At 51.1% G+C, this 22,819-nt stretch carries 24 protein-coding genes; 21 read left to right on the forward strand and 3 right to left on the reverse strand.

Going from position 1 to position 22,819, the window contains the following annotated elements:
- Positions 1–45 precede the first annotated feature (45 nt).
- The 20 genes from ACOQPM_RS16030 (at position 46) to ACOQPM_RS16125 (ending at position 18,190) form a co-directional block, all read left to right on the forward strand.
- Positions 46–975: an ABC transporter ATP-binding protein gene (locus ACOQPM_RS16030; RefSeq protein WP_420630278.1), complete on the forward strand. Its 930-nt coding sequence runs from the start codon at positions 46–48 to the stop codon at positions 973–975.
- Positions 975–1,784 carry an ABC transporter permease gene (locus tag ACOQPM_RS16035; RefSeq protein WP_420630279.1) on the forward strand — a complete coding sequence of 270 codons (810 nt, stop codon included), beginning with the start codon at positions 975–977 and terminating at the stop codon, positions 1,782–1,784. Before ACOQPM_RS16030 ends, ACOQPM_RS16035 begins: the two co-directional genes overlap by 1 nt.
- Positions 1,785–1,836: 52 nt before the next feature.
- A complete protein-coding gene (locus tag ACOQPM_RS16040) occupies positions 1,837–2,682 on the forward strand; it encodes a type II CAAX prenyl endopeptidase Rce1 family protein (RefSeq protein ID WP_420630280.1) in 846 nt (281 codons plus the stop codon).
- A 68-nt stretch (positions 2,683–2,750) separates the two neighbouring features.
- Positions 2,751–3,812, forward strand: coding sequence for a zinc-binding dehydrogenase (locus ACOQPM_RS16045; RefSeq protein WP_420630281.1), 1,062 nt, complete (start codon positions 2,751–2,753; stop codon positions 3,810–3,812).
- A complete protein-coding gene (locus ACOQPM_RS16050) occupies positions 3,805–4,257 on the forward strand; it encodes a hypothetical protein (protein WP_420630282.1) in 453 nt (150 codons plus the stop codon). The genes ACOQPM_RS16045 and ACOQPM_RS16050 overlap by 8 nt, the downstream gene beginning before the upstream one ends.
- 588 nt (positions 4,258–4,845) lie before the next feature.
- Positions 4,846–5,517 carry a CPBP family intramembrane glutamic endopeptidase gene (locus ACOQPM_RS16055; RefSeq protein WP_420630283.1) on the forward strand — a complete coding sequence of 224 codons (672 nt, stop codon included), beginning with the start codon at positions 4,846–4,848 and terminating at the stop codon, positions 5,515–5,517.
- 195 nt (positions 5,518–5,712) lie between these two features.
- A complete protein-coding gene (locus ACOQPM_RS16060; RefSeq protein ID WP_420630284.1) occupies positions 5,713–6,231 on the forward strand; it encodes a pyridoxamine 5'-phosphate oxidase family protein in 519 nt (172 codons plus the stop codon).
- 34 nt (positions 6,232–6,265) lie between these two features.
- Positions 6,266–7,012: a hypothetical protein gene (locus ACOQPM_RS16065; RefSeq protein ID WP_420630285.1), complete on the forward strand. Its 747-nt coding sequence runs from the start codon at positions 6,266–6,268 to the stop codon at positions 7,010–7,012.
- A 94-nt stretch (positions 7,013–7,106) separates the two neighbouring features.
- Positions 7,107–7,664 (forward strand): pentapeptide repeat-containing protein, encoded by a 558-nt coding sequence (locus ACOQPM_RS16070; protein ID WP_420630286.1) that lies wholly within the window; start codon positions 7,107–7,109, stop codon positions 7,662–7,664.
- 206 nt (positions 7,665–7,870) lie between these two features.
- A complete protein-coding gene (locus ACOQPM_RS16075) occupies positions 7,871–9,349 on the forward strand; it encodes an alpha/beta fold hydrolase (protein ID WP_420630541.1) in 1,479 nt (492 codons plus the stop codon).
- Between the two features lie 228 nt (positions 9,350–9,577).
- On the forward strand, positions 9,578–10,594 hold the full coding sequence (locus ACOQPM_RS16080; RefSeq protein WP_420630287.1) for a zinc-binding dehydrogenase: 1,017 nt from the start codon (positions 9,578–9,580) through the stop codon (positions 10,592–10,594).
- Between the two features lie 132 nt (positions 10,595–10,726).
- Positions 10,727–11,005: a 2TM domain-containing protein gene (locus ACOQPM_RS16085; RefSeq protein ID WP_420630288.1), complete on the forward strand. Its 279-nt coding sequence runs from the start codon at positions 10,727–10,729 to the stop codon at positions 11,003–11,005.
- Positions 11,006–11,419 (forward strand): flavodoxin family protein, encoded by a 414-nt coding sequence (locus ACOQPM_RS16090; RefSeq protein ID WP_420630289.1) that lies wholly within the window; start codon positions 11,006–11,008, stop codon positions 11,417–11,419. It begins immediately after the preceding gene.
- Positions 11,420–11,547: 128 nt separating this feature from the next.
- The gene (locus ACOQPM_RS16095) at positions 11,548–12,279 is read left to right on the forward strand and encodes a head GIN domain-containing protein (RefSeq protein ID WP_420630290.1); all 732 of its coding nucleotides are present in this window, start codon (positions 11,548–11,550) and stop codon (positions 12,277–12,279) included.
- A 193-nt stretch (positions 12,280–12,472) separates the two neighbouring features.
- The gene (locus ACOQPM_RS16100; protein ID WP_420630291.1) at positions 12,473–13,780 is read left to right on the forward strand and encodes a hypothetical protein; all 1,308 of its coding nucleotides are present in this window, start codon (positions 12,473–12,475) and stop codon (positions 13,778–13,780) included.
- 107 nt (positions 13,781–13,887) lie between these two features.
- Complete coding sequence (locus ACOQPM_RS16105; protein WP_420630292.1) at positions 13,888–14,346, forward strand: ester cyclase; 459 nt, start codon at positions 13,888–13,890, stop codon at positions 14,344–14,346.
- Positions 14,343–15,773, forward strand: a complete 1,431-nt coding sequence (locus ACOQPM_RS16110) for an MFS transporter (RefSeq protein WP_420630293.1) — start codon at positions 14,343–14,345, stop codon at positions 15,771–15,773. Before ACOQPM_RS16105 ends, ACOQPM_RS16110 begins: the two co-directional genes overlap by 4 nt.
- Positions 15,774–16,082: 309 nt before the next feature.
- On the forward strand, positions 16,083–16,955 hold the full coding sequence (locus ACOQPM_RS16115) for a CPBP family intramembrane glutamic endopeptidase (RefSeq protein WP_420630294.1): 873 nt from the start codon (positions 16,083–16,085) through the stop codon (positions 16,953–16,955).
- Positions 16,956–16,986: 31 nt separating this feature from the next.
- Positions 16,987–17,352: a DUF6326 family protein gene (locus ACOQPM_RS16120; protein ID WP_420630295.1), complete on the forward strand. Its 366-nt coding sequence runs from the start codon at positions 16,987–16,989 to the stop codon at positions 17,350–17,352.
- Positions 17,353–17,470: 118 nt separating this feature from the next.
- The gene (locus tag ACOQPM_RS16125) at positions 17,471–18,190 is read left to right on the forward strand and encodes a DUF4386 domain-containing protein (protein WP_420630296.1); all 720 of its coding nucleotides are present in this window, start codon (positions 17,471–17,473) and stop codon (positions 18,188–18,190) included.
- A gap of 416 nt (positions 18,191–18,606) precedes the next feature.
- Here ACOQPM_RS16125 and ACOQPM_RS16130 read toward each other — a convergent pair whose 3' ends face one another.
- The 3 genes from ACOQPM_RS16130 to ACOQPM_RS16140 all read right to left on the reverse strand — a co-directional run bounded on the left by ACOQPM_RS16130 (position 18,607) and on the right by ACOQPM_RS16140 (position 21,516).
- Entirely contained in the window at positions 18,607–19,590 is a 984-nt protein-coding gene (locus tag ACOQPM_RS16130; RefSeq protein WP_420630297.1) for a carbohydrate kinase family protein, read from the reverse strand.
- Between the two features lie 79 nt (positions 19,591–19,669).
- Entirely contained in the window at positions 19,670–20,836 is a 1,167-nt protein-coding gene (locus tag ACOQPM_RS16135; RefSeq protein WP_420630298.1) for an SIS domain-containing protein, read from the reverse strand.
- A gap of 110 nt (positions 20,837–20,946) precedes the next feature.
- On the reverse strand, positions 20,947–21,516 hold the full coding sequence (locus ACOQPM_RS16140; protein ID WP_420630299.1) for a TetR/AcrR family transcriptional regulator: 570 nt from the start codon (positions 21,514–21,516) through the stop codon (positions 20,947–20,949).
- A gap of 162 nt (positions 21,517–21,678) precedes the next feature.
- Between ACOQPM_RS16140 and ACOQPM_RS16145 the strand changes: the two genes are divergently transcribed.
- Positions 21,679–22,737: a hypothetical protein gene (locus ACOQPM_RS16145; protein WP_420630300.1), complete on the forward strand. Its 1,059-nt coding sequence runs from the start codon at positions 21,679–21,681 to the stop codon at positions 22,735–22,737.
- The last annotated feature ends 82 nt before the right edge of the window (positions 22,738–22,819 follow it).

Consider the following 22,819-nt stretch of genomic DNA (forward strand, 5'->3'; position numbering starts at 1 on the left):
TGCCCTCATGAAGGAAGATTGATTGAGCGAAGGAGGAATTAGCCCATGACAAACTCGATTATCGAAGTAAAAGATTTTCGCAAAGTCTACGGTGATTTTGTGGCCGTAGATGGCATTAGCTTCGACGTGAAGCAGGGCGAGATATTTGGACTGCTTGGCCCCAACGGTGCCGGGAAGACCACCATCCTGGAGAGCCTGGAGGGGATTCGTACGCCTGACGGCGGAACGCTACGGGTAGGCGATGTAGACCCCACGCATGAACCGCGCAAGCTGCGTAACATGATCGGCGTGCAGCTACAATCTGCTGGCCTACCGGAAAGCATTACCGCTGAAGAAGCGATGAAATTGTTCTGCGCCTACCACGATACAGCGCCTCGATTTGACCTGCTGGAACGGCTGGGACTGGCCGAAAAACGCAAGGCTCAGTTCTATGAACTCTCGACCGGACAGCAGCGGCGACTGACGCTGGCGCTGGCCATCGCCCATGATCCGCAGGTGCTTTTTCTGGACGAGCCGACAGCCGGACTGGATGTAGCGACGCGGGTTGAACTGCATGCGTTGATGCGAGAGCTGCAAGCCAACGGCACGACCATCATCATGGCTACTCATGACATGGCCGAAGCGGAAGAGATGTCAGATCGGGTAGCGATTTTGCTCAATCACAAATTGGCGACTGTTGGCACGCCAATGGAAATCACGGCAACGGGTGCTGGTCTCACTAAGGTGTCGGTGCATACCAAAAACGGCTGCCTGACCAACCCGACGGCCAAAATTCCGGCGGTGCAGCAGCGCAAAGCGAAGGGTGAATATACGATCATGTACAGCACGGACATTGGACAGACGGTTACGGCCGTCATTGCTCACATCAAAACTCAAAATGATACGTTGATCGATTTGCGTGTGGAACGACCGTCACTGGAAGATCGCTTCCTGGAAATTACCGATTACAAACATGGCTCTCAAGGAGGTGCCTGATGGCCGCCTTTATCACCCATTTCTCGTTTGAATTTCGTAGCGGCATTCGCAACAAGCAGCTGCTCCTGATGAATTATCTGTTTCCCATTGGCTTTTACCTGATGATGGGCTTTGTCATGGCCGGAATCAATCCCCTGTTTTTGGACACGATGACCCCGGCGATGGTTATCTTTGCCGTTCTGGCTGCCACTTTGCTGGGTATTCCCGATCCATTGGTCAACGCCCGCGAAAATGGCATCTTTCGCAGCTATAAAATCAACGGCGTCCCTGCCATTTCGATCTTGATCATCCCTGCGTTAACAACGATGCTGCACCTGTTCATCGTGACCGTGATCATCACGGCAACTGCACCTTTGCTCTTTGATGCCCCGGCTCCGACGAACTGGTTTAACTATGCCTTGATTTTCTTCGTTTTGGCTTTTGCCATGGCCGGTATCAGCGTCTTGATTGGCGTAGTGTCACCCAATTCACGGGTGACAGTCCTGTATTCTCAACTATTTTTCATCCCCTCGATTTTACTAGCCGGGATGATGTTTCCATACGAGATGCTGCCTGATGCGGTCGGGAAAATAGCCCAGCTTCTTCCAGCCACTCAGGCAATGAATGCCTTCAAAGGGTTGGCCATGGGTGGTGTCGCTGACTTCAATCCCTGGATGTCTGCCATTTTGCTGTTTATCGCTGGTTTGATCGCATTTGGATTGGCGGTTTACCTCTTTAGCTGGGATCGTCGCAACGCGAAAAGACGAGGCCATCCCCTGCTGGCGCTGTTGTGCCTACTGCCTTTCGTCATTGGCATGTTTCTAGGGTGAGTCAGGGGAGTTATTTGTGAATTGAGGAATGCGTAAACAAGGGAGTAAGAAGATGGTTATTAAAAGGGAAACGAAAACTACGGTTCGTCAAATTATCATTTTTGCGGCGTTGGTGAACGTACTCGGGTGGTTGGGTCCGGTATTGGGAGGCAGTCCGACAGAACCTGGGCTCGGCTTGCTGGTGTGGGGTGTTGCCCCGATTGTGTCGGCATTGATCATGCGATTTGTGCTGCGAGATAAGGTGTCTTTAGGGTTTGGCTTGAAGTTGAGGGGAAACGGCCGTTACTACCTCCTCAGCCTCCTTTTCTATCCGGTCATCATTTTGCTCGTGCTGGTTCTAGGGCTGCTATTGGGAGCCAGTACAATCAGCAGTTTTACCGGAGCAGAATTTATGGTAGCCCTGATGCCAATTGCTATCACCTCTTTCATCTTTGGCTTTTTTGAGGAAGTGGGCTGGCGTGGCTATCTGGCTCCCAAGGTGGCTGAGATTCACACTGGTTTATTAGGCCATACCATTGTTGGCCTAATCTGGGCTTCATGGCACTTTCCGTACCTGCGCGAACTGTGGGGGCACACATCTGAGGGCATGACGACGCTGCTACCCCGTTTTATTCTTGGCACAATTATTGCTGCTATCGTCTATGGCGAAATCAGAATGCGAACTCGATCCGTCTGGCCTGCCGTCCTGATGCATGGCATAGGCAATACCGTTGCCAACACCCTGCTAGCCGGAACAGATGGGGCTGCCTTAATGACGTTGGTTCCTGGTAAAGAGTGGCTCAGTTCGTTTGGCATAGAAGGCGTGATAATGATAGCCCTCTCTGGACTACTTGCAGCAGTTCTGTACCGCAAACGACACAACCTCAAACTGGCTCTCACTCACCCAACGTATTCTTGAAGGACATACCTGAGTGGCTTGGTTTGTTTGAGAATCTATTCCGTTTTGGTTCAACTTGGGAGGACAAGATGATTACCAAAGTGATGACCGATGTCGTAAAAAACCATCGCATCGTGGTAACAAAACATGGTGCGCCAGATGTGTTACAGATGATAGAAGAGGATCTGCCTGAACCGAAGCGAGGCGAAGTGCGCGTGCAGGTGCTGGCCGCAGGCGTCTCTGCGTATGACCTGATGTTCCGCCAGTCGGGGCGGCTGCCGGGGACGCCCAAATCGCCGTTTACGCTGGGTGAGGATATTGTGGGTGTGGTGGATGCGGTTGGGGAGGGGGTAACGGCCCTTTCCCCAGGACAAACAGTAGCCGCAGCAACCTTTGCGCTAGGCTTGGGTGGCGGCTATACAGAATATCTCTGTCTGCCCGCCGATGAGTTAGTTCCCGTCCCGGCAGGTGTAGACCCGGCCGAAGCGGTCTGCGTGGTGGTGAATTACCTCACGGCTCACATGGCGATGCACCGCGTCGCTGGCGTGCGCCGTGGTGAGCGCGTCCTTGTACACGGCGCGGCGGGCGGCGTTGGCTCGGCGCTACTCGATCTGGGCAGGTTGGCCGGGCTGGAGATGTTTGGCACGGCGTCTAGCTATAACCATGAGCTGGTCTCCGCACTGAGGGCGACGCCTATTGACTACCGCAAGGAAGATTTTGTTAAGCGCAGCCACAGCCTGACGGGTGATGGCGTGGACGTGGTGTTTGATCATATTGGTGGCGCTGGGCAGCTATGGCGGTCGTATAAGGCGTTGGGGAGAAACGGCCGTCTCGTCTGGTTCGGCGTGGCGGCAACAAAAAAGTCGGGGTTGCGCGTCATTCCCTTGACGCTATTGACGGTTGGACTGCTCAAGCTTTTGCCCGGCAGCAAGCATTTGCTGCTCACCCCAGACCTGAGTAAAGAAAAGGCGTGGTATTTAGAGACATTGGCAGAACTGCTCGGTCTGTTGGCGGCGGGTAAGCTCAAGCCAGTCGTAACAGCACGCATTCCCCTGGCCGAGGCGGCGTGCGCCCACGAGCTACTGGAGCGCGATGGCTATGCTGGAAAAGTTGTACTCGTGACGCAAAGAGGAGGACAAAATCATGTCTAAAGGAATTGTGCTTGGGTTGTTGATTCTATGCGGATCGTTATTGGTTGCTTGCAGTGGCAGAGGTGAGGCCGTGGTTCCGAAAGCAGAAATGATTCGCTGTACGGCCGCTTATCGTGCCAGTGTAGCCCAGAGCATTGAACGCGAAGAATCAGTCACTTTCACCAACAGCAACGCTGAGAAGGCGGTGGTTTTTGCCGACATGGTCTTTCATGCGGTGTACAGTGATGGCGAGGCCGATAATGAACGGGCACTGCGGTTGTGGGTAACGGATGGAACAGACACGGCCGTTTACCATACCACACTCTACCAACTGCCCTTCGACAGTGGGCCACAGAACCAATTCGTCGGTGGACACGGCTTTACCGGCCTCCATTATAGCTATGCACCAGACTCGTCAGCCGAATTGCAGTTTTGGTGTGAAGCCATCGCGTCATCCCGCAATTAACCCTCCTGAATAACACCTCCTGGGTATGACACTAATACCACCTGGTAAGTATCCTGAAGGTGAAAGACGACACCAATCTCTTAGTCTTTAAAAAATAAATCAGGTAATTGGCTCTGGCCGCCTCTCAGCCCTGAAGGACTGCTCTCCTGACCGTGCCAGCTGGTGGCTCGGTCGGAGACCGGCCACATCGTTGAGTACAGAGCATTGGATGAAAAAACTGTTATTGGACACTCTTATCGTTCTTGCCACGGCTATGCTGGCAAGGTCGTTTTCAATAACAAAGTGGAGATGTGACGTTCGCGTCTTACTAGAAAACTTGTACCCTTCGATCTATCTTGTTGTCGGGAGGTTAACTATGGCTACCCATCTACTAAATATTCAAAATAAAGGGAGAGTGTCATAATGACTATAAAGAGTCTTATCAAAGGTCACCCGGTGTTAACTTACTTCGTCTTGACATTTATTTTCACGTGGGGCTGTATGGCAATAGCCGTTTACCCGAGCGGGTTCCCGATCACGGAAGAGCAATTCGAGATATCTGGGCCGCTTGTGTACGTGGCGATGCTCGTAGGCCCCACTGGAGCAAGTATGCTTTTAATTGGCCTTCTCGATGGCCGGGTGGGGTTTCGTGATCTGCTTTCCCATTTGATAAAGTGGCGGGTGGGAACTCGTTGGTATGCTGTTGCATTGTTAACCGCCCCGCTCATGATCATCACAATACTTTTTGGACTTTCGCTTTTCTCACCTGAATTTCAACCGACCCTATTCGCATCCGATAATAAGCTTGCCGTCGTATCGTCTGCTATTTTGGCGGGACTTGCCATAGGCTTTTTCGAGGAACTTGGCTGGACGGGGTTCGCTGTACCCAGGCAGAAGCGGCATCACGGCGTTCTAACGACCGGGCTTATTGTGGGTGTCGTGTGGGGAGCGTGGCACTTCCTGCCGTTTTGGGAAAGCAACACCTTCTCTGCCACATTCCCGCTGCTCCTTTTGCTCGGACAACTTTTCTCTTGGTTACCACCCTACCGGATACTTATGGTGTGGGTTTATGACCGTACCGAAAGCTTGTTTGTCTCCGTGCTCATGCACGCCAGTCTGATGGCTAGCCTGACTGCCCTCGTACCTGCAGGACTATCAGGAGTCACTCTCTTGACCTGGATACTCACATGGGCTGCTGCACTGTGGATTATCGTTGCTGTGGTCGCTTTGTCAGACTGGAGGAGACCCTTGCAACAACCGACCCAGAGGCAGATAGCTTAATAGCTCCACGAACAATTAGCATGGCGTTGTTTCAGGAAGATAGGGTGCATCTATTCATGGTGTGGCAGGGCAGATAGCACCTATGGTGGTGAAGACACTTCCACTTTTAGGAGCGGTCGCTGGCTAGAAAATGCTCGCCAGAGGTAAGGGTGGAGCGGCAAGGTGTCTGTTAACACAAAAAAGGAGAACTTAACAATGACAAATCAACCGACAACATCTGATGTTTGGGATGCTATTAAAGAAGAACCGTTTGCGGTGCTAGGGATGGTGACGGCACGCAACGAGTGCCGCACCGTTGGCATCATTTACGAAGTGGACAACCAGAAGCTCTACATTGGCACGGACAAAGACGCCTGGAAGGTTCGCCACATCCAGGGTAATCCGCATGTGTCAATCACGATTCCGATTGCCAAACGGATTCCATTGGTGCCCTGGGTAAAGATTCCGGCGGCAACGATTACCTTTTCAGGCACAGCAAAGGTGCTTATGAAGGATGAGGTGTCCGATGACCTGGTTAAGAGGGTCTTCAGTTACGTGTCGCACAACGACAAACTTATGGTGACAACATGCCTGATCGAGGTTACGCCTGAAAAGGATTTCCTGACGTATGGCATTGGGATTCCGATGATTCAGATGCGGGATCACGCTAAGGCACGCGGGCGTGTGCCAGTTAATCTGGCGAAACAACATGAAAAAGAGGCAGTCGCAAGTTGATAGCTTGTGATTGCAAACCTAAAGGGAGTACAAAATGAATCGTTCACAGATGATAAAACAGGAAAAAGATGTTTTACGTTGGGGGGGATTGTCTGGCATGTTGGGGAGCATTCTTCTCATTGCCGCTATGGCAATCGTCATCACGATGATGCCATCCGACCCGGCAACATGGGAAGAATGGGTTACCAGGTTCGCTGACATCAAAACGGTACGAATCTTGGAAAATACCGTCTACTTAATGGGTGTCATCTTATGGGTGCCAGCCTTCCTTGCTCTGTATTACGCCCTCCGCAGAACAAACCTCGCATTTGCTCTTTTTGGTAGCGTTTTAGGCATTCTTGGTCTCGCCATTCTCATGGTTGGTGCGCTGCCTCATATCGGCGTCATGCCATTGGCTGACATCTATTACGCACCAGAGACAACGGCTGCCGATAAGGCAACATTGGGACTGTTGTGGCAAGGAAGCCAGGCGATACATGAATCGTCGCTGGCGGTAGGCATTCTGGTTGTGCCGATTGCTATGTTGGATCTTGGCATTGCTATGTTTGGCGCCCCAACTTTTGGCAAAGGTTTTGCCGGGATAAGCTTGCTACTGGGGATTGCTGGCATCATTGGCGCAGTTGGCAACATCATCACTCTCTCAGAAATCGGCGCTATCCCCGTTTTTGCCATCATTATCTTCAATTTCGTTATGGGCTGGAAACTATTCAGCTTGTCGCGGACGGCTGGCGCGATAACGCAAATGGAAGAGCGTGTGATGCCAGAGTTGAGGACGGGTTGATGCCTAACGGTGCGTGAAACGTGAAACGTGATGCGCGACAAATTCACGTTTCCAAATTATCAACCCCTTTACCCATAAAAAAGGAGTAAGAAAAATGGAAACTGCAACAATGAAGAAGTTTGAATCACGTGAAGAAATTTTGGAAAGCTTACAAGAAGAACGCAACTTGGCAGGCGCAGATATGAGCGGCCTGGATCTGTCGGGCATCAAGCTGGTGGGGCTAAATCTGAAAGGGGCTGACCTGCACGAGAGCAACCTTGCCAATGCACGGCTGGCTTTTGCCGACATGAGCAATGTTAATTTGGCCAACGCCCATCTAGAGGATGCGCGCATCGGCGGTGCCAGCTTGCGTAACGCTAACTTGCGGGGTGCCGATATGACCGCTGCAAAGGTAACGGCCGTTGACATGCACGACGCTGATTTGACCGGGGCAGACCTCAGTGAGAGTCGCCTAATCGCAGTTGACGTGACTGGAGCCGACTTCACCGATGCCAAGATGGCGAATGCCACCACATTGGTTGAATGGAAAGATGCCAAGGTGCAGCCCGCCGATTTGCCAGAGCCTGTCAAGCCGCCACGCTGGCTGCCGTTCGTCTTTGCGGGCATCGTCGGTCTGGGCGTGTTCCTCATCCTGCGGCGTCGCAAGAAATGATTGAAATAGCGTGAATAAATTATCGAGTAGTTGGCGCAATGATTGGCTTATTTGCGCCAACTATACGGGTTGGTTTACCGTCAAATAGACTTTCGACTCGGGAACGAAAGAAGTAGAAATTTATTATGCGTCACAACATAATGATAATCTTCGGTACAGTCGCCATGCTACTAGCTGCTTGCGGCTTAAAGGAAGCCCCGTTGACTGTGCCAGATGAGGCCCGAGCCGGGGAGCTTATTGGGCTGGAAGAGTGTACATACGAACATAACGGCGTGGAATATACTGCCGACTGTGGCACTTTGACAGTACCCGAGAACCGGAGCGACCCAACTACTCGGCTGATTGCATTGCCGGTGATCCGCGTCATTGCCCTGGAAGATCACCCAGCCGAACCGATTTTCTGGTTTGCTGGAGGGCCGGGCAATTCGAATATGAGTCTCCCAGGCCTATCTGGTCTGATTGAGAATCACGACATGGTGATGGTGGGTTATCGCGGCAGGGACGGTTCAGTCGTGTTGGAATGCCCGGAAATGGCCCAGGCAATTAAGGGAGTTGGCGATAATCTTTTGAGCGCGGAGTCCACGGCTCACTTTGGCCAAGGCATTACCGACTGTGCTGAACGCTTGCAGGCGAAGGGTGTTGACCTCGATGGCTACTCTATTCCCGAAGTAGTCGAAGACATGGAGGCTGCTCGCAAAGCGTTTAGTTATGACCATGTGAACTTACTCAGTGCAAGTTATGGCACCCGTGTGGCATTGATCTACGCGTGGATGTATCCCGAAAGCCTCCATCGCTCAGTGATGGTTAACGTCAACCCGCCCGGACACTTCGCTTGGGAGCCAGATGTTGTTGATGCCCAAATAAGATACGATGCTGACCTGTGCAAGCAAGACCCTGAATGCAGCAGTCGCACCGATGACCTAGCCGAAACAATACGAAACGTATCTCACAATATGCCCGAGCGCTGGCTACTGATACCGATTGACTCCGGCAAGGTTAGATTCCTCACGCACTTCATGCTGTTTAATCGTGGTACATCTGCTACCGTTTTTGATGCTTATCTCGCCGCTGAGGAAGGCGATCCTAGCGGACTGGCGCTGATGTCAATGGCGTTCGATTTTATGATCCCCTCGGTTACTACTTGGGGTCATTGGGCTGCAATGGGTAGCCTCGACTATGATCCGGCACGAAATTGGATCATAGAAATGGATCCGCCAAACTCGATACTGGGGTCGCCAACCTCGCTGATGGTTGGTGCTGCGACCCAACAAAGTGGTGGCTGGCCGGTTGCGCCTATGCCCGACGCGTTTCGTGAAGTGCAACCTACCGCAGTAGAGACGCTGCTAGTGAGCGGAAGCATTGACTATTCGACGCCCTCACAGGCAGCCACCGAGGAATTGCAACCGGCCTTGCGTAATGGGGAGCACATCATCCTGTCAGAGTTTGGGCATTTCAACGATGTGTGGGGTTTTCAATCAGAAGCAACGAGACATATGCTGGCAACTTTCTTCGATTCTGGCGAAGTAGACGACTCGCTTTTCACCTACCAGCAGATGGATTTCCATGTTGGTCTTGGCTTTCCCGTAATAGCCAAGATTGGGTTGGCGGTTGCACTGTTTGCAATTGGGGGGCTGTTGGCACTCTTGCGGTTCATCTTGCGTCGCCGCAAGAACCAGGCAGCATGACACTGGTTGATAATGTTCGCCCAGCGATTGAGTAGCTGCGGTTACTGCCGGGCGAACATCATCCTTTGAACGTTGGCAAGACGTGTTGCCAGACGAGAAACGGCCGTATCGGTTCAGCCGAATACTACCTTGGGGGTATGACAATAATACCATCTGGCAGTTATGCTCAACATATGAGGAATTCGTCTTTCATATTTATCTGCACACAAGGCAAGTGGGAGGAGTACGATGACACAATTACAAGTGCCTGAGGAGATGACGGCCGTTATTCTGGATTCATTTTCTGGCCCTGAGGCGCTCCGGATCGAACAACGCCCGGTTCCCAGGCCGGGCAAAGACGAAGTGTTGGTCAAAGTCGCTGCTTCGCCTATCAATCCCTCAGATTTGGCCTACCTGGACGGAAACTACGGTTTCAAAAACCAGCCCCCGGTCGTTCCCGGTGGGGAAGGTTCGGGCACGGTTGTTGCCGTTGGGCCAGGCATGGCGGGGCGTTATTTCCTGGGCAAACGGGTTGCCTGTTTGAGTCAGGGAAATGGAAGCGGCATGTGGACTGAATATGTGGTGACTTCGGCAAAAGGCGGCGCCTTGCCCTTGCATGACGCAGTAAGCCTGGAGCAAGGGGCCATGTCTATAATCAATCCGCTGACAGCCAGTGCTTTTTTGGAAATTGCCAAAAAGGGTGGGCACAAAACCATTGTGCTAACGGCCGCAGCCAGCTCCCTAGGCCAAATGGTCAACCGATTGTGTCATAGCGAAGGCGTGCAGGTCATCAATGTTGTTCGTCGTGATGCACAAGTGGCGCTTCTCAAAGAACAAGGCGCAGCCATCGTTTTGAACAGCAGCGAGGCTGATTTCGACCAACAGCTTCACGATGCTTGCCATCAGACGGATGCCCACCTGGCCTTTGATGCGGTTGCCGGGCCGATGACGCGACGGCTCCTGGACGCGCTGCCAGAACATAGCCAAGTTACTGTGTATAGTTGCCTTTCCTATGAAGCGCCACAGACAGGGCCCGATCATCTAATCTTTGAAGACAAGGCATTAAATGGCTTCTGGTTGGGGCCGTGGATCAACAATATGAATTTGCTGCAAATCCTGCTGCTGTGGCGGCGCGCCCAAAAGCTGATGACAACAGAGTTAAAAAGCAAAGTTCGCGCCCAGTATCCGTTTCAGGAAGCAAAACAAGCCGTTCAGGACTATCTGAGCCAGATGACAGGCGGAAAAATATTGCTCAGACCAAACTAGCAATATTGTGGAGACAACACGTGCCATGGCGCACCGCAAAGAAATGAAAACAACCAACCTCCCGCAGGTTTGTTCTCGAACACCGTCGGCGGATGGAACCTGCGGGAGGTTAATTTACAAAGGAGAAAACCAATGAACAATCAGGAAGCTTATCAGAGAGCTAAAAAGAGAGTAGAAGCAAAGGTCAGATTTTACCGTCACCTAACAATTTACATCGCTGTTTCTGTTTTGCTCATGCTCATTAATTTCAGCACGTCCACCGAATACCTTTGGTTCATATGGCCGCTTATGGGATGGGGCTTTGCAGTACTGCTTCATGCCCTGCAAGTCTTCGGTTACGGTGGTGGATCAACTGTTACAGAACAGATGATTGAGAAAGAAATGGAGAAAGAAGCACAGGGAGATATTTAGATGAATATTGCGATTGTGTATGACAGCAGCACTGGTACCACCGCCAAAGCAGCGGAGAAGATGGGCAAAGAAATGGAAGCACATGGTCACCAGTGTCGCGTCCAATCAATATCTTTGGCCGACCCGGCCGATGTGTCGGAAGCTGATCTCATTTGCATTGGGAGTTGGGTGAAGGGTTTGTTCATCATCCGGCAACATCCTACAGAAGGAACGATGCGGTTCATTGAGCAGCTAGGTGATCTATCTGGCAAGAAGGTCATGGTATTTTGTACCTATAAGTTAGCTGTAGGATCAACATTGTGCCAAATGGCGAAAGCACTTGAGAAGAAAGGGGCAAAAGTGGTAGGACAGTACAAGTATCGCGACCCCGAACCAAGCAGCAAGTTCGCATCGTTTGCTAACTCCTTGACTTAACTGTTAAGGGTGAATTGGATAAGGCAAAGTACTTGTTGAAGAACAAGACTTAGGTTGGCAATCCCTCCGCATTTGAACCTGTTTTGCAGTTTATGGCGGCTCTATGGCCGCAAGTTAAGGAGTTTGTGATGAATAGGTATGGTTTGAGGTTAATTGGCTTGTTGGCCGTTGTGGCTTTCTTCCTGACGGCCTGCAACCTGAACATCGTGCGTGGTTCAGGTGACATTGTAACCGAGGCACGAAATGTAAGTGACTTTGAGCGTGTGGCGTTAAGCGGTTCAGGTGAGCTGATTATCATCCAAGATGGAGAAGAATCGCTCACCATAGAGACCGACGACAATGTGATGCAATATATCAAGAGTGAAGTACGTGGCGAGACGCTTGAATTGGGTTTTGATCCTGTCCGTACCGGTTCGATTTCGCCGACGCGGCTAACGTTCACCCTTCATGTTAATGATCTGAGGAGCTTGGATATTGCTGGCTCTGGTATGGTGACAGCGGAAAGCATCGTAACAGACCGTTTAGACGTTGAGGTAAGCGGTTCTGGAAACATTGAGGTTGATTCGCTCATGGCCGATGTAGTAGAGACAAAAATAAGCGGGTCGGGAGAGGTGAACCTGTCTGGAGAAATAACCAAGCAGGCTATTGAAATCTCCGGTTCGGGAAAGTATGAAACCCAAAACCTGCGCTGCGAAACGGCAATAGTGGATGTTAGCGGCTCGGGCAACGCCACCGTTTGGGTAACTGATGCCCTAGAAACGCATATCTCTGGCAGCGGTTCGGTAAGCTACTATGGCAGTCCGAAAACGGATTCTTCGACATCAGGCTCTGGAACGGTCAGAAGTTTGGGTGAAAAGTAAATAGCGGCAAATAGGTAAACCGCAGAAAGAATTCAAAGAAAATGATGATACAAAATCTGCGGTTTCCTCAGGAATCGGCAACGCCTTAAGCGATTCTAATTCTGAAAATCTGTTGCCGATTACCTAAGATAAGAATTTAGAAGATCTGTTAGTTGAAAGCTGGCAGCGAAACGTAACCCAAGGAGTGAGCAAAATGCACCATTTACGACGACACAAAACGGTGAGGCTACTCATTTTGATGAGCCTGTTGTTATTTATCTTTGTGCCCTCGGCCATGGCCTTTGAAGGGCGCGGCGACGACAATGTAACCATAGAAGCGGGCGAAGTGGTTGACGATGATTTATATGTGGGCGCGAATAAGTTTGTCCTCGACGGCACGATCAAGGGGGATTTAGTTGTCGCCGCTGCTGAGATTGTGATTAACGGCACGATTGAAGGGGATTTGTTGGCGGGTGGTCAATTCGTAGAGATTAACGGCATCATCGCCGACGATGCCCGCATTGGTGCAGCGGCGATCGAAATGGGCGAAGGGGCAGAGATTGGCGGTGATTTGATTGCCGCTGGTTACAGCTTGCACGGCAAATCTGGCAGCCTGGTGAGCAATGACCTGGTTTTTGCTGGTTTTCAAGCGTTGCTGGGAGGGGATGTCAATGAAGATGTGTGGATAGGCGCCAATAGCTTGCAGGTTAACGGCCGTATCGCTGGCAACATGACCGCAGAAGTTGGCGGTGAAGACTCAGCTCCCCCGGTGAACCCTTACCAATTCACGCCAGGCGCACCTTCCATGCCCGTTGTGCCGTCCGGTCTAACGGTGGATGATGCCGCCGAAATTGGCGGGGACTTCAGTTATCGAGCGCCCCAATCATTTGACATTCCTTCAGGCGCAGTTGAGGGTGAAGTTGATTTCACTCGCGGAGCGGTGAGCGTGGATGCTGAGGGGCAACCGAGTGCAGGAAATGCCATCTGGCAACACGTACGCCGGTTCATCACGCTGGCGCTGATTGGCTTTCTACTTGTCTGGCAGGTGCCTAACTTTGTTACGCGTCTCAGCGAACAGCTAAGGGAAAAACCCTTGCCCAGCCTGGGTTGGGGTGCGCTCGTCTACTTTGGGGTGCCGGTGCTCATCGTTGTTCTGATTGTGGCCGCCATCTTACTGGCGATATTCTTTGGTGCGGTCCAGTTTGGCAATTTGAGTAGTGCGCTGATTTTCGTGTTGCTGGCATTTATTTTTGCCTTTATGGTGGCCTTCGTGCTGATATTGCTCTATCTCACCAAAATCATTGTCGGCTATTTTGTCGGACACCAAATATTGCAGCGCGTAAGCCCCACACTGGCCGACACGCCATATTGGCCGCTTCTGTTGGGTTTGTTGCTGGTTGTGATTGTGATTGCGATTCCCTGGTTAGGCGGTCTGGTGAACTGGATCATTGCTATCGTAGGCGTCGGTGCCCTTTGGCTGCTGTGGCGCAGCGGCAAGGTGCCTGTAGAAAAGAGTGCTTAGAGCCTAAGTACAGACAAATATGAAGCGTTGGTTGTAGCCGCAGTTTCTTGCTGCGTTCCCCTGTCACGGAAAGAATCCGCGGCTACCCTTAACGAATGGAAAGGCAAATGAAGAGCGAAACTTCAATAAACAATGCCTCTGCCTTTGAGATTGTTTCGCAATTTGTGGCCGCTCTGTCGGCACAAGACACCGAAACCATGAAATCTCTGCATGCAAAGGATTACGTGGTGGATTGGGTTTACGGCGACGCTTTTGAGAATCCACCCAGATCGGCAGAAGAAAGCGCCGCGTTTTTCCCTGCCTGGTTCACCGGTTTCACTGAAATAGATTACGAAGTGAAGCGTACCATCGCTGCCGAGGAAGTTGTGGTTACGGAGTGGGTCTTCACCGGTACGCACACGGGGCCTTTGGGTCCGCCAGTTTTTGAGGAACGGCTCGATCCAACGGGCCGAACCATCCAGTTTAGAGGTGTGACCATTTATGACGTGCGTGAGGGCCTCATTCAGCGGGAGACCATTTACATGGATCTGGCCACATTGCTTGTAGAGTTGGGAGCCAGGGTATGAATTCGCCCAAGAACCACACTCACATGGGGAAAATCATGCAGGCGACAAGGGTGTCAACGTCCGGCACGGACCCCCGTCGCGCCCGCATTGTCATCGTCTTATTAGCGATTTGTATGGCTATGCAGATGACTAGCTATGGCATGATTTTCCCCCTCTTCGCCAGAAAGATCGGTGATTTTGGCGACAGCGTGGCAGTCTTGGCGACGAGTGTGATGGCTTATTCGCTGGCGGGCGTGATTGCAGCACCGTTTATGGGGACACTGGCGGATCGGTTTGGCAGACGGCCGTTAATTCTCGGTTCATTTGCAGTTTTTACGGCCGCTTTCACTGGCTATTACCTGGCGGCCACTTCATTGGTGTTCATTGTTATTCGCGGCCTGGCCGGGGCGCTGACGGCTGGGCTGGGGCCAGCGACAATGGGGCTTGTCGCCGATATTGCACCCGAAGATGAGCGTGCCCGTTGGATCGGCGTCATCGGCGGCGGCACATCGGCCGGTTTCATCATTGGACCGGTTGTGGGCGGTTTGCTCTACGACAAGTGGGGCTACGGCCCACCCTTCCTGGCATCCATTGGCATGGCTCTGCTCACCCTCCTGATCACTTTTTTCGCCACCCCTGAAACCCATACCAGGGAGAAAAGACGTAGAGAAAGCCTCACCCAGAAGCGAGCCGCAAGATTGGCACCGGAGACGGGAACGGCCACTTCGACTTCGCTCAGTGCAGGCGTATCTTTCATGGCTTCGCTGCCACATCCACTGTTGGCCTTTGGCACACTGCTCTTCATTAACTTAAATATGATTTTCGCCTGGTTCTTCATCGATCCCCAATTACCGTTCTATGTTTTTGACGATTTGGGCTGGTCAACGGCGCAGTTTGGCGCGGCAATCAGTTTTTACGGTTGGGCCACGCTAATTGGCAGTCTGACGCTGAGTCAATCCAGTGACCGGTTTGGACGCAAGCCAATACTCATCATCGGCCTCATTTTGCATTCTGCCCAATATGTTGGGCTAATGCTTACGAATATTTATTGGGTGATTATTGCAGCTTTCATCATCGCTGGGTTGGGCGAAGCTTTGGTGAATCCAGCTTTAAGTGCCGCTTACCTGGGCATCACCCCAGAAGAACACCGTTCGCGGGCAATGGGCATCAAAGGGGCAGTCGGTTCGTTGGGTAGTTTATTGGCCCCAGCGCTGGTGGTGGTCATCGTTGGCACTGTTCCGCCGCAAAGCGTTTTTCTGATCTCGGCAGCATTGATCCTATCGACGGCACTGCTGGTATTCATCGCTTTAAGGCTGCCGGGGCGGACTGATGCAGCGCGTGATTTGACTTGGGAAGCGTCTCAAGAACGAGTGATGGCGGCGCGATCTGTTTTGCACAATGTGGCCGTGAGTGCAGCAACGGCTCGAAAATTGAAAAGTGCGGCTTGATTTTAGAGAAACGGCCGTTTCCCTAGCCCCGCCACTTACCCGCATCCACATAGCCAATGCCGACAGCGCAGAACCGATCTTCTGGCTTGATAGTGGCCCTGGCCACGCAAACAGGATCCCCTCAGCTGGCAAACTGGCCATTAGCCCACTTTTTCCTCCGCTGAATACAAGCAACTGACACCCAGATGGCAAATAACACGCCGGATAATACCTCTGGGGTATGACAGTAGTACCGCCTATCTGTCATGCTGTACCTAAGTTGGAGATTACTTTGTTTTCGCTGGAGAAGGTGGTGTGGTGCAAAATATTTTGAAGGGCTCAAAGTCATTTTGGGAAACTATTGGTGAGCTGCTGAAAACAAACAAGCTAGCCATCTTTTTAGAAATTGCAATGGTTATTTTGCCATTTTGGGGTGGTGTTTTGCTGAACGGCCGTATTGGCAACGACCATATCTCACTTGGAGGAAACCTCATCCTGCTGGGCGGCCCTATTGTTTATTTGGGGTTGGCTGTCAGTCTCTTTTTACTGTGGAGCGCAACCAGGCTGCGTGGTGCAGGATGGGGGTATTTTGGGTTGATTCCCCAAAAAGGCTGGCTTCGCCCAGTGATGCTCACTTTGGGCGTTGCCTTGGTGACTTTGGCTGCGGTCAAAACGGTTATCAATCCCATCATTAACGCCATACCGGCTTGGGGCGTTCCAGATCTGAGCCGTTTTGATTACCTTAACGGCGACCTGCCCAACCTAATCATCCAGCTCGTAGTGATATGGTTGACAGCCGGGTTCTTGGAGGAATTTATTTTTCGTGGCTACTTGATCAATCGGCTGACTGACTTGTTCAGCGGGCGTTTTCAGTTGGCCTGGGTCCTTGCTCTGGTTGCTCAGGCAGTCATCTTTGGCCTGGTTCATGCCTACCAAAGCCCCGTGGGGATGTTTAAGGTGGGTGTTATTGGCTTGGCCTTTGGTTTATCTTATTTGGCCATTGACCGCAATTTATGGCCGTTAATCATCGCTCATGGGTTGATTGATTCTCTCGATATGGTGAGTCACTATTTTGTGGGTAATGAACCCGAATTATTTACCAACTCATGTTACGCAGTCCAAGACTACAAAAGTCTTACTCAGACTGGCAAGTACCTGAAATGCGGCCAAGACTTTTGTAGTCTCCCTAGACGAAGTGCGTAACATCAGTTACCAAATAAAGGAAGTTTGAATCATGGAAGATGTGCAAATAAAACTTTCTGCGATATGGGTATCACTCATGTTAACGTATCTGTTAGGGGATGTGCTGCGCATATTTAGTGGCGACTTTGAAGCCGGAACAATAGGCGATATGAAAGTGACACAAGCAATGTATTTGGGCATGGCCATTCTATTTGTGATCCCGATTGTAATGATTTTTTTGTCGCTGACATTGAACCATCCTGTGAATCGGTGGGCAAATATTATCGTCGCCGTGATCTTCTTTATTTTTAACCTTGTTGGATTGCCGACCTACTCATCGGCATATGACAAATTTTTGATCATAGTAGGGCTTGGTTTCAATGTTTTAACAGTCTGGTATGCCTGGAAGTGGGTTTGACCGCTATTTTACACACACCAAGTTTAGCCAAACGGCCGTTACTGGACTGTTTTTGTTGCTGTTTGTCATGATGCCAAGTGTGCGAGAGTTCTTTACTACTTACAAAGGAGAATGAACGATGAGTATCAATGAGAAAAAGAGTTCACTTAGAAAGACCTCAATCATTGTAGGCGCACTGTTTCTGATCGCTATGGTTGTGAGCCTGGCGGGAGGTATTTGGGTAGAAAATATCATCTCTGCACCAGATTATCTTAGCACCGTTCCTGAAAACGAAACGCAGCTAAAAATAGGTGTGTTCCTTGAGTTTATGAACGCCCTTGCCGTTGTAGGTATTGGCATGCTGATGGTTCCCATCTTGAAGAAGCACAGTGAAACAATAGCATTTGGCTACCTCGGTTTGAGGATAATGGAGGCTATCTTCTATGTTGGCAGTGCCATTATTCCGCTATCCATTCTTTCATTGAGCCAGGAATATGGGCAAACGGCCGTTTCTGACCCATCCTATTTTCAAATTGTTGGTACTGCCTACATTGCAGAGCACGCCCAGTTGACGGGCTTATTGGTTCCAGTCTTTATGGGGCTTGGGGCGCTCTTACTCTACGGTTTACTCTATCAGGCCAAGCTTATTCCCCGATTTATTTCAGTTTGGGGATTCATTGCAGCTATTTTAATGATTACTGCCAACGTTTTTGAGTTCGGCATGAATACGATAATGCTATTAGTCCTCCCCCTTATTTTGAATGAGATTTTTCTGGGTATTTGGCTAATTGTTAAAGGGTTCAATGCACCACCAATCGGTCAGGAGCCAACCAAAACTGTCATGAGCGTGGCGCATTGAAAATGGCGCGATTGAAAAAATCATAGTGCATTGACGATAGTGTCACGAAGCTTTTGGTCCTAGAATTTTATTGCATATTTCAAATTGCGTAGCCAGTGAGATATGTAAGGAGAATGCCCTAAGTACGACTCTCTAAGGAATCAATGATGAGCGAATCCAAGCAAAAGCTAACCCTGGATCGACTAGCAACATACTATATAAAAGTGCCCGGACACCTTGACGAACGTTGGACAGAATGGGATGGTAAGGTCACGGTTACTCTTGAAAGCGCAAATGACGGATCGCCAGTCACTGGCATAACCGGAACCCTTGACCAAGCCGCGCTGCAGGGTCTTCTTCGCCGTCTCTACGCCCTTGGCTTACCATTGCTTTCAGTTAAGTGTGTTGAATGTGTTGAATCTGACTAGGCAGGAGATTCAGAGACGTTGGTGTAATCGGGATTGCGCTTCTGTCTGGCGAGACAGGGCATAAAGTGCACCGTAGCCTTCAATGACAAGGGATGCCGAGACAAGTCCGTAATGAACGGCCTGTGCGGCATCCCCCGTTTGAGCCAAACCCACCATGAAGCCACCGCAAAAGCTGTCCCCCGCACCCGTCACGTCCACGACGCGCGGATCATTGGCCGGATGGTAGGCGGGGATGTGCGTGATCGTCTGGGTACGGCCGTCTGCCAGCAGCACTCCATCCGCCCCATTTTTTACCACCACCCATTTAGCCCCCCACTTTGTGAGCATTACGGTCGCCTCTGCCAAATCAACCCCCTCGCCAAACAAAGAGCGAACCTCCATTGCGCTGGGCAAGAAAACATCAATTTGCGGCAAAATTTGCTTAATTTGCGCGGCACGTGCAGGAATCATGTATCTTTCACCCGGATCGAGGGTAATTTGTTGGACAGCTGCCTGTCGTAGTCGCGACGGTGCGTTGAGATGGGTCGCTAAGGCAAGTGGAGATAGATGAACGGCCGTTACCTCATTCCAATCTTCTGGCCAATCATCTGGACGTAAGGCCAATGGCTCATAATTGTGCGGATCGTCCTGGCCGGGGGCGGAGTGAATATAATCTTGCAGCGCGGCTGGCAGTGGCTGGCCGACGCGGGCAAAGTGGGCAGCGGGGTTGGTATCATCACGACGGCCGTTTGGCAGATAAGCAAAAAAGGTGCGGTGATCCTGTGGCGTGGGCAGGCGAACGAGACCATCAATTTGAATTTGTTCCTGAGGTAGCTGGTTAAGCCAGTTTTGCGGATAATTGCTGCCAACCCGCGCCCACAAATGAACTGGTGCATCCCAAAGTGCTGCTCCCACAGCGGCATACAGCGCATTTCCCCCAACCATTTCCACCCGCGCTTCGCCGTCGTGGGTGATCAAATAATCAATTCGCATACCGCCTGCGGTTACAAACATAAACAAGAATTGCATATTTCGTAATGCCTGAACCGTCCGGTACGAAATACGGAATACGCAATAAAAAGTCAATAATAAATTATCGCCTCACTTCGCTGATTTGGTGACTGTCGCGGATGCGGGAAATGCCGCCGCCCCCTTCAACACTGCGACCACCGCCAAAACCACGGAAGTAGGGCTCGCCTAGGAGTTGGGCGCGATAGGCGGCAAACAAAGTCCCTGGCAGGCAGGTGAGCAGCGGTGAGAAACATTCGCGGGTGGGCACGGCCGTTTCCCACACAAAATCTGCTTCAGGATGAGCGGCCAACTGGCTACCTTGGGGCGCAATCACCGCCACGCGCCGCCCAATCGTCTTGGCCGCCGTCACCAACTCTAACGCGCGGTTTTCATCCCAGCCGCCTGCGCCAATAAAAACGGTAGGCGTGTTGACCTGCCGGCCAAAATATTGCAGATGGGCCCACTCTTCGGTGTCTTGGGCAACGGCCGTATCCCCACTGGCTTCTAAAATTTTGGCCGCGCTAAACAAAGCCGTGCCATAATTTGGCCCCGCGCCGCAAAAGACAAACTGGTCTGCGTCCAGCCACGCTTGTGCCGCCTGGCGAGTTGCTGCATCGCTGAGGGCGATGGTCTGAGCCATCAGATTGGCGGTGCGCGCTAGCTCCCGGCGCAGCTTGTTGGCCGCGGCTTTGGTTAGATGGCTACGGTGTTCGCCTAGCTGAATAGCGCACAGGTACAGCGCAAGCTGAGAAGCCACGTAGCTGCGCGTGCCGGGGACAATTAGGCCGCGAAGTTCGGCGGGGAGAGGGGGAACGGCCGTTTTCACCACCAGTTCCGCCGCGTCTGCCAATGCCCCCCTCGGATTACCCGTGAGGGCGACGGCCGTTGTCCCGGCCTGCCGTGCCAAGTTCATTGCCTCCACCGTGCGGCTAACGCTCCCACTGACGGAAACGGCCAATACCAGATTGCTGCCCCGCCCCGTCTCGGGCAAAAATCCAACGGCGTAGCGGGCAAACTGCATGGCGGTCATCGGTTCGCAGGGCAAGCCAGCTAGTTGCTCGAAAGCAAGCTCGGCGTTGAGCGGAGCAAAGTAGCTATCCCCACAGCCAGTGGTGAAGATGCGCGTCACTTTTTGGCTGAGGGTAGGGGTGATAGTGTGGCGAACGGCCGTAACCAGTCCGTCAATCATTGTTTCTACCATCTCTGGCAGCGTGTCTATCTGTTGGTGAAGGGGGGAACGTTCCATCATCTTCTCCCATTTTCTCTTAATAGACGGTTGGTATTTCGTATTGCGTATCCGGAGAGCATTGACGCAATACGAAATACGCAATAAATTTGTGTTAGTTGTCTACAATAATTTTAGGCAGGTTGGAGACGGCCGTTCAAAAAAACCGTCACATGATTTTCCAAATCCGGTGGGGGAAATGGCAGCTCTAGTGCCATGTTACGAATCATGTTCGTGGCGATCAGCGGGCCTAACAAGCCGGCCAGAGCGTGCATAGGATGCTCTGGCTTTAAAACGCCTTCTTCTTGATAGCGGAGAAGCAACTGGGCAATATGCTGAAACATTTCCATAGGCGTGCCAATCGCTTCTGCCAATTCAGGATAACGTTGAATCTCCAAAATAATCGTATAAATATATTGCCCTTTTTTTTCCGCAGCACCCTGATACATCTCAACCACGCGCTGCAAATCAGCCACCACATCACCCGAATATTGGGTGGCAGACTCAAAATCTAACTGTTCAGCCATTGCCGTCATCGCTTGCTTAATTAATGCTGCCTTGCTGCCATATTTACGAAACAACGTTACTTCGCTCATGCTGGCTGCCTCTGCAATTTGCTTGGTGGTTGCCCTAGCATAGCCGCGTTCCATAATTGTTTGCAACGCTGCCAGATAAACTTGTTCATCCTCAATGATTTTTGGCATCTGTTTCTCCTATCACTATAAGATGTGACATTCTACCCATTATATTCATATAAGAAAGCATTGACTAACATTAAAAGATCGAGTAAACTTATTGTTAGCGGATACTAACAATAAGGTTAAGGTGGCTGGGAATTTTAACCAGCCAAATCACAGGAAGTTTTCATGACTATCGTAAAACAGGTATTTGAACGAATCATTCCCAAAGGACGTGCGGGCAGCCCTTCACTAGATACAATGCTGGCAAAGTTCGACAAGGAACTCGAAAATTTTGCTGCGCTGATCCCGCCCGCACCCGAATCAAAGCCCCGCACCCCATTCGATACGCCCGGAGAAGGTGGGGCTGATATGTCCCGGTTTGCCAACATGACACCGACACAAGCGCTGTCCGTCCTAGGTATCATGGGGCCGTTGCTGTGGAACATGAACCAGAGCTCAAAATTTTACGATGGCACGTTTAAACCCACACAATATGAAGCAACGCCACAATTTATGGCAGAGCTGGAAGCCACTGCCTACAAAGCTGGTGCCAAAGATATTAAATATGTCAGAGTACCCAACACAGCCATTTTTCAGGAAAAAGGGATTCCGCACCAATATGCCATTGTGTTTACGGTGGAGATGGACAAAGACAACATGGAGACGGCCCCTAGTTTTGAGGCCTTTCGGGAGGTGGCAAAAGGGTATAAGAATCTGGCAACCATTTCCAATAAAATGTCACGTTTGCTACGCCAAAATGGCTTTGCTGCCTATCCAGGAACCGCTCTAGGCGGCTTAACCGATTACTGCTATTTGGCAGAATTAGCGGGCTTGGGGGCAATTGGTTATCATGGCTTACTCATTACGCCCGATGAAGGGGCTCGCTTACGGATCAATACCATTTACACCAATATCACCAACTTGCCCATCGAAACAGAAAATGAGCATCTCTGGGTGCGGGATTTTTGTGCCATGTGCAAAAAATGTATTCGCAAATGCCCGGTTGATGCTATCTTCGACCAGCCTGTGCCGCGCGGCGATGGTGGTATGCAATGTATTGATCACGATAGCTGCCGCGAATATTTTAATAAGAACTACGGCTGCGCCATTTGCCTGGTGGAATGTCCGTTTAGCCATATGGGGTATGAAAAGATTAAAGCTCGTTTCAAAGGGAACCCCAACGCGCCACAGTTTCGCATTTTACCAGAACCGATCATTGATTTGGCACAAATTGAGGTTGTTTGAGTAGAGGCGTGGCGTGCCATGCCTTTACAGGAAGAGTGATATAGGTGTAATGATGTCTCTAAAACAAAAGCTTAAACACGCG

This window comes from Candidatus Leptofilum sp., assembly GCF_965223525.1.
Lineage (GTDB): Bacteria > Chloroflexota > Anaerolineae > Promineifilales > Promineifilaceae > Leptofilum.

Coding starts and splice junctions, on each gene's coding strand:
- ACOQPM_RS16080 (WP_420630287.1), top strand. CDS start 9,578: ATGACACAATTACAAGTGCCTGAGGAGATGACGGCCGTTATTCTGGAT.
- ACOQPM_RS16100 (WP_420630291.1), top strand. CDS start 12,473: ATGCACCATTTACGACGACACAAAACGGTGAGGCTACTCATTTTGATG.
- ACOQPM_RS16095 (WP_420630290.1), top strand. CDS start 11,548: ATGAATAGGTATGGTTTGAGGTTAATTGGCTTGTTGGCCGTTGTGGCT.
- ACOQPM_RS16085 (WP_420630288.1), top strand. CDS start 10,727: ATGAACAATCAGGAAGCTTATCAGAGAGCTAAAAAGAGAGTAGAAGCA.
- ACOQPM_RS16055 (WP_420630283.1), top strand. CDS start 4,846: ATGCTTTTAATTGGCCTTCTCGATGGCCGGGTGGGGTTTCGTGATCTG.
- ACOQPM_RS16105 (WP_420630292.1), top strand. CDS start 13,888: ATGAAGAGCGAAACTTCAATAAACAATGCCTCTGCCTTTGAGATTGTT.
- ACOQPM_RS16065 (WP_420630285.1), top strand. CDS start 6,266: ATGAATCGTTCACAGATGATAAAACAGGAAAAAGATGTTTTACGTTGG.
- ACOQPM_RS16110 (WP_420630293.1), top strand. CDS start 14,343: ATGAATTCGCCCAAGAACCACACTCACATGGGGAAAATCATGCAGGCG.
- ACOQPM_RS16140 (WP_420630299.1), bottom strand. CDS start 21,516: ATGCCAAAAATCATTGAGGATGAACAAGTTTATCTGGCAGCGTTGCAA.
- ACOQPM_RS16040 (WP_420630280.1), top strand. CDS start 1,837: ATGGTTATTAAAAGGGAAACGAAAACTACGGTTCGTCAAATTATCATT.
- ACOQPM_RS16090 (WP_420630289.1), top strand. CDS start 11,006: ATGAATATTGCGATTGTGTATGACAGCAGCACTGGTACCACCGCCAAA.
- ACOQPM_RS16045 (WP_420630281.1), top strand. CDS start 2,751: ATGATTACCAAAGTGATGACCGATGTCGTAAAAAACCATCGCATCGTG.
- ACOQPM_RS16030 (WP_420630278.1), top strand. CDS start 46: ATGACAAACTCGATTATCGAAGTAAAAGATTTTCGCAAAGTCTACGGT.
- ACOQPM_RS16060 (WP_420630284.1), top strand. CDS start 5,713: ATGACAAATCAACCGACAACATCTGATGTTTGGGATGCTATTAAAGAA.
- ACOQPM_RS16035 (WP_420630279.1), top strand. CDS start 975: ATGGCCGCCTTTATCACCCATTTCTCGTTTGAATTTCGTAGCGGCATT.
- ACOQPM_RS16125 (WP_420630296.1), top strand. CDS start 17,471: ATGAGTATCAATGAGAAAAAGAGTTCACTTAGAAAGACCTCAATCATT.
- ACOQPM_RS16130 (WP_420630297.1), bottom strand. CDS start 19,590: ATGTTTGTAACCGCAGGCGGTATGCGAATTGATTATTTGATCACCCAC.
- ACOQPM_RS16145 (WP_420630300.1), top strand. CDS start 21,679: ATGACTATCGTAAAACAGGTATTTGAACGAATCATTCCCAAAGGACGT.
- ACOQPM_RS16070 (WP_420630286.1), top strand. CDS start 7,107: ATGGAAACTGCAACAATGAAGAAGTTTGAATCACGTGAAGAAATTTTG.
- ACOQPM_RS16050 (WP_420630282.1), top strand. CDS start 3,805: ATGTCTAAAGGAATTGTGCTTGGGTTGTTGATTCTATGCGGATCGTTA.
- ACOQPM_RS16120 (WP_420630295.1), top strand. CDS start 16,987: ATGGAAGATGTGCAAATAAAACTTTCTGCGATATGGGTATCACTCATG.
- ACOQPM_RS16135 (WP_420630298.1), bottom strand. CDS start 20,836: ATGATGGAACGTTCCCCCCTTCACCAACAGATAGACACGCTGCCAGAG.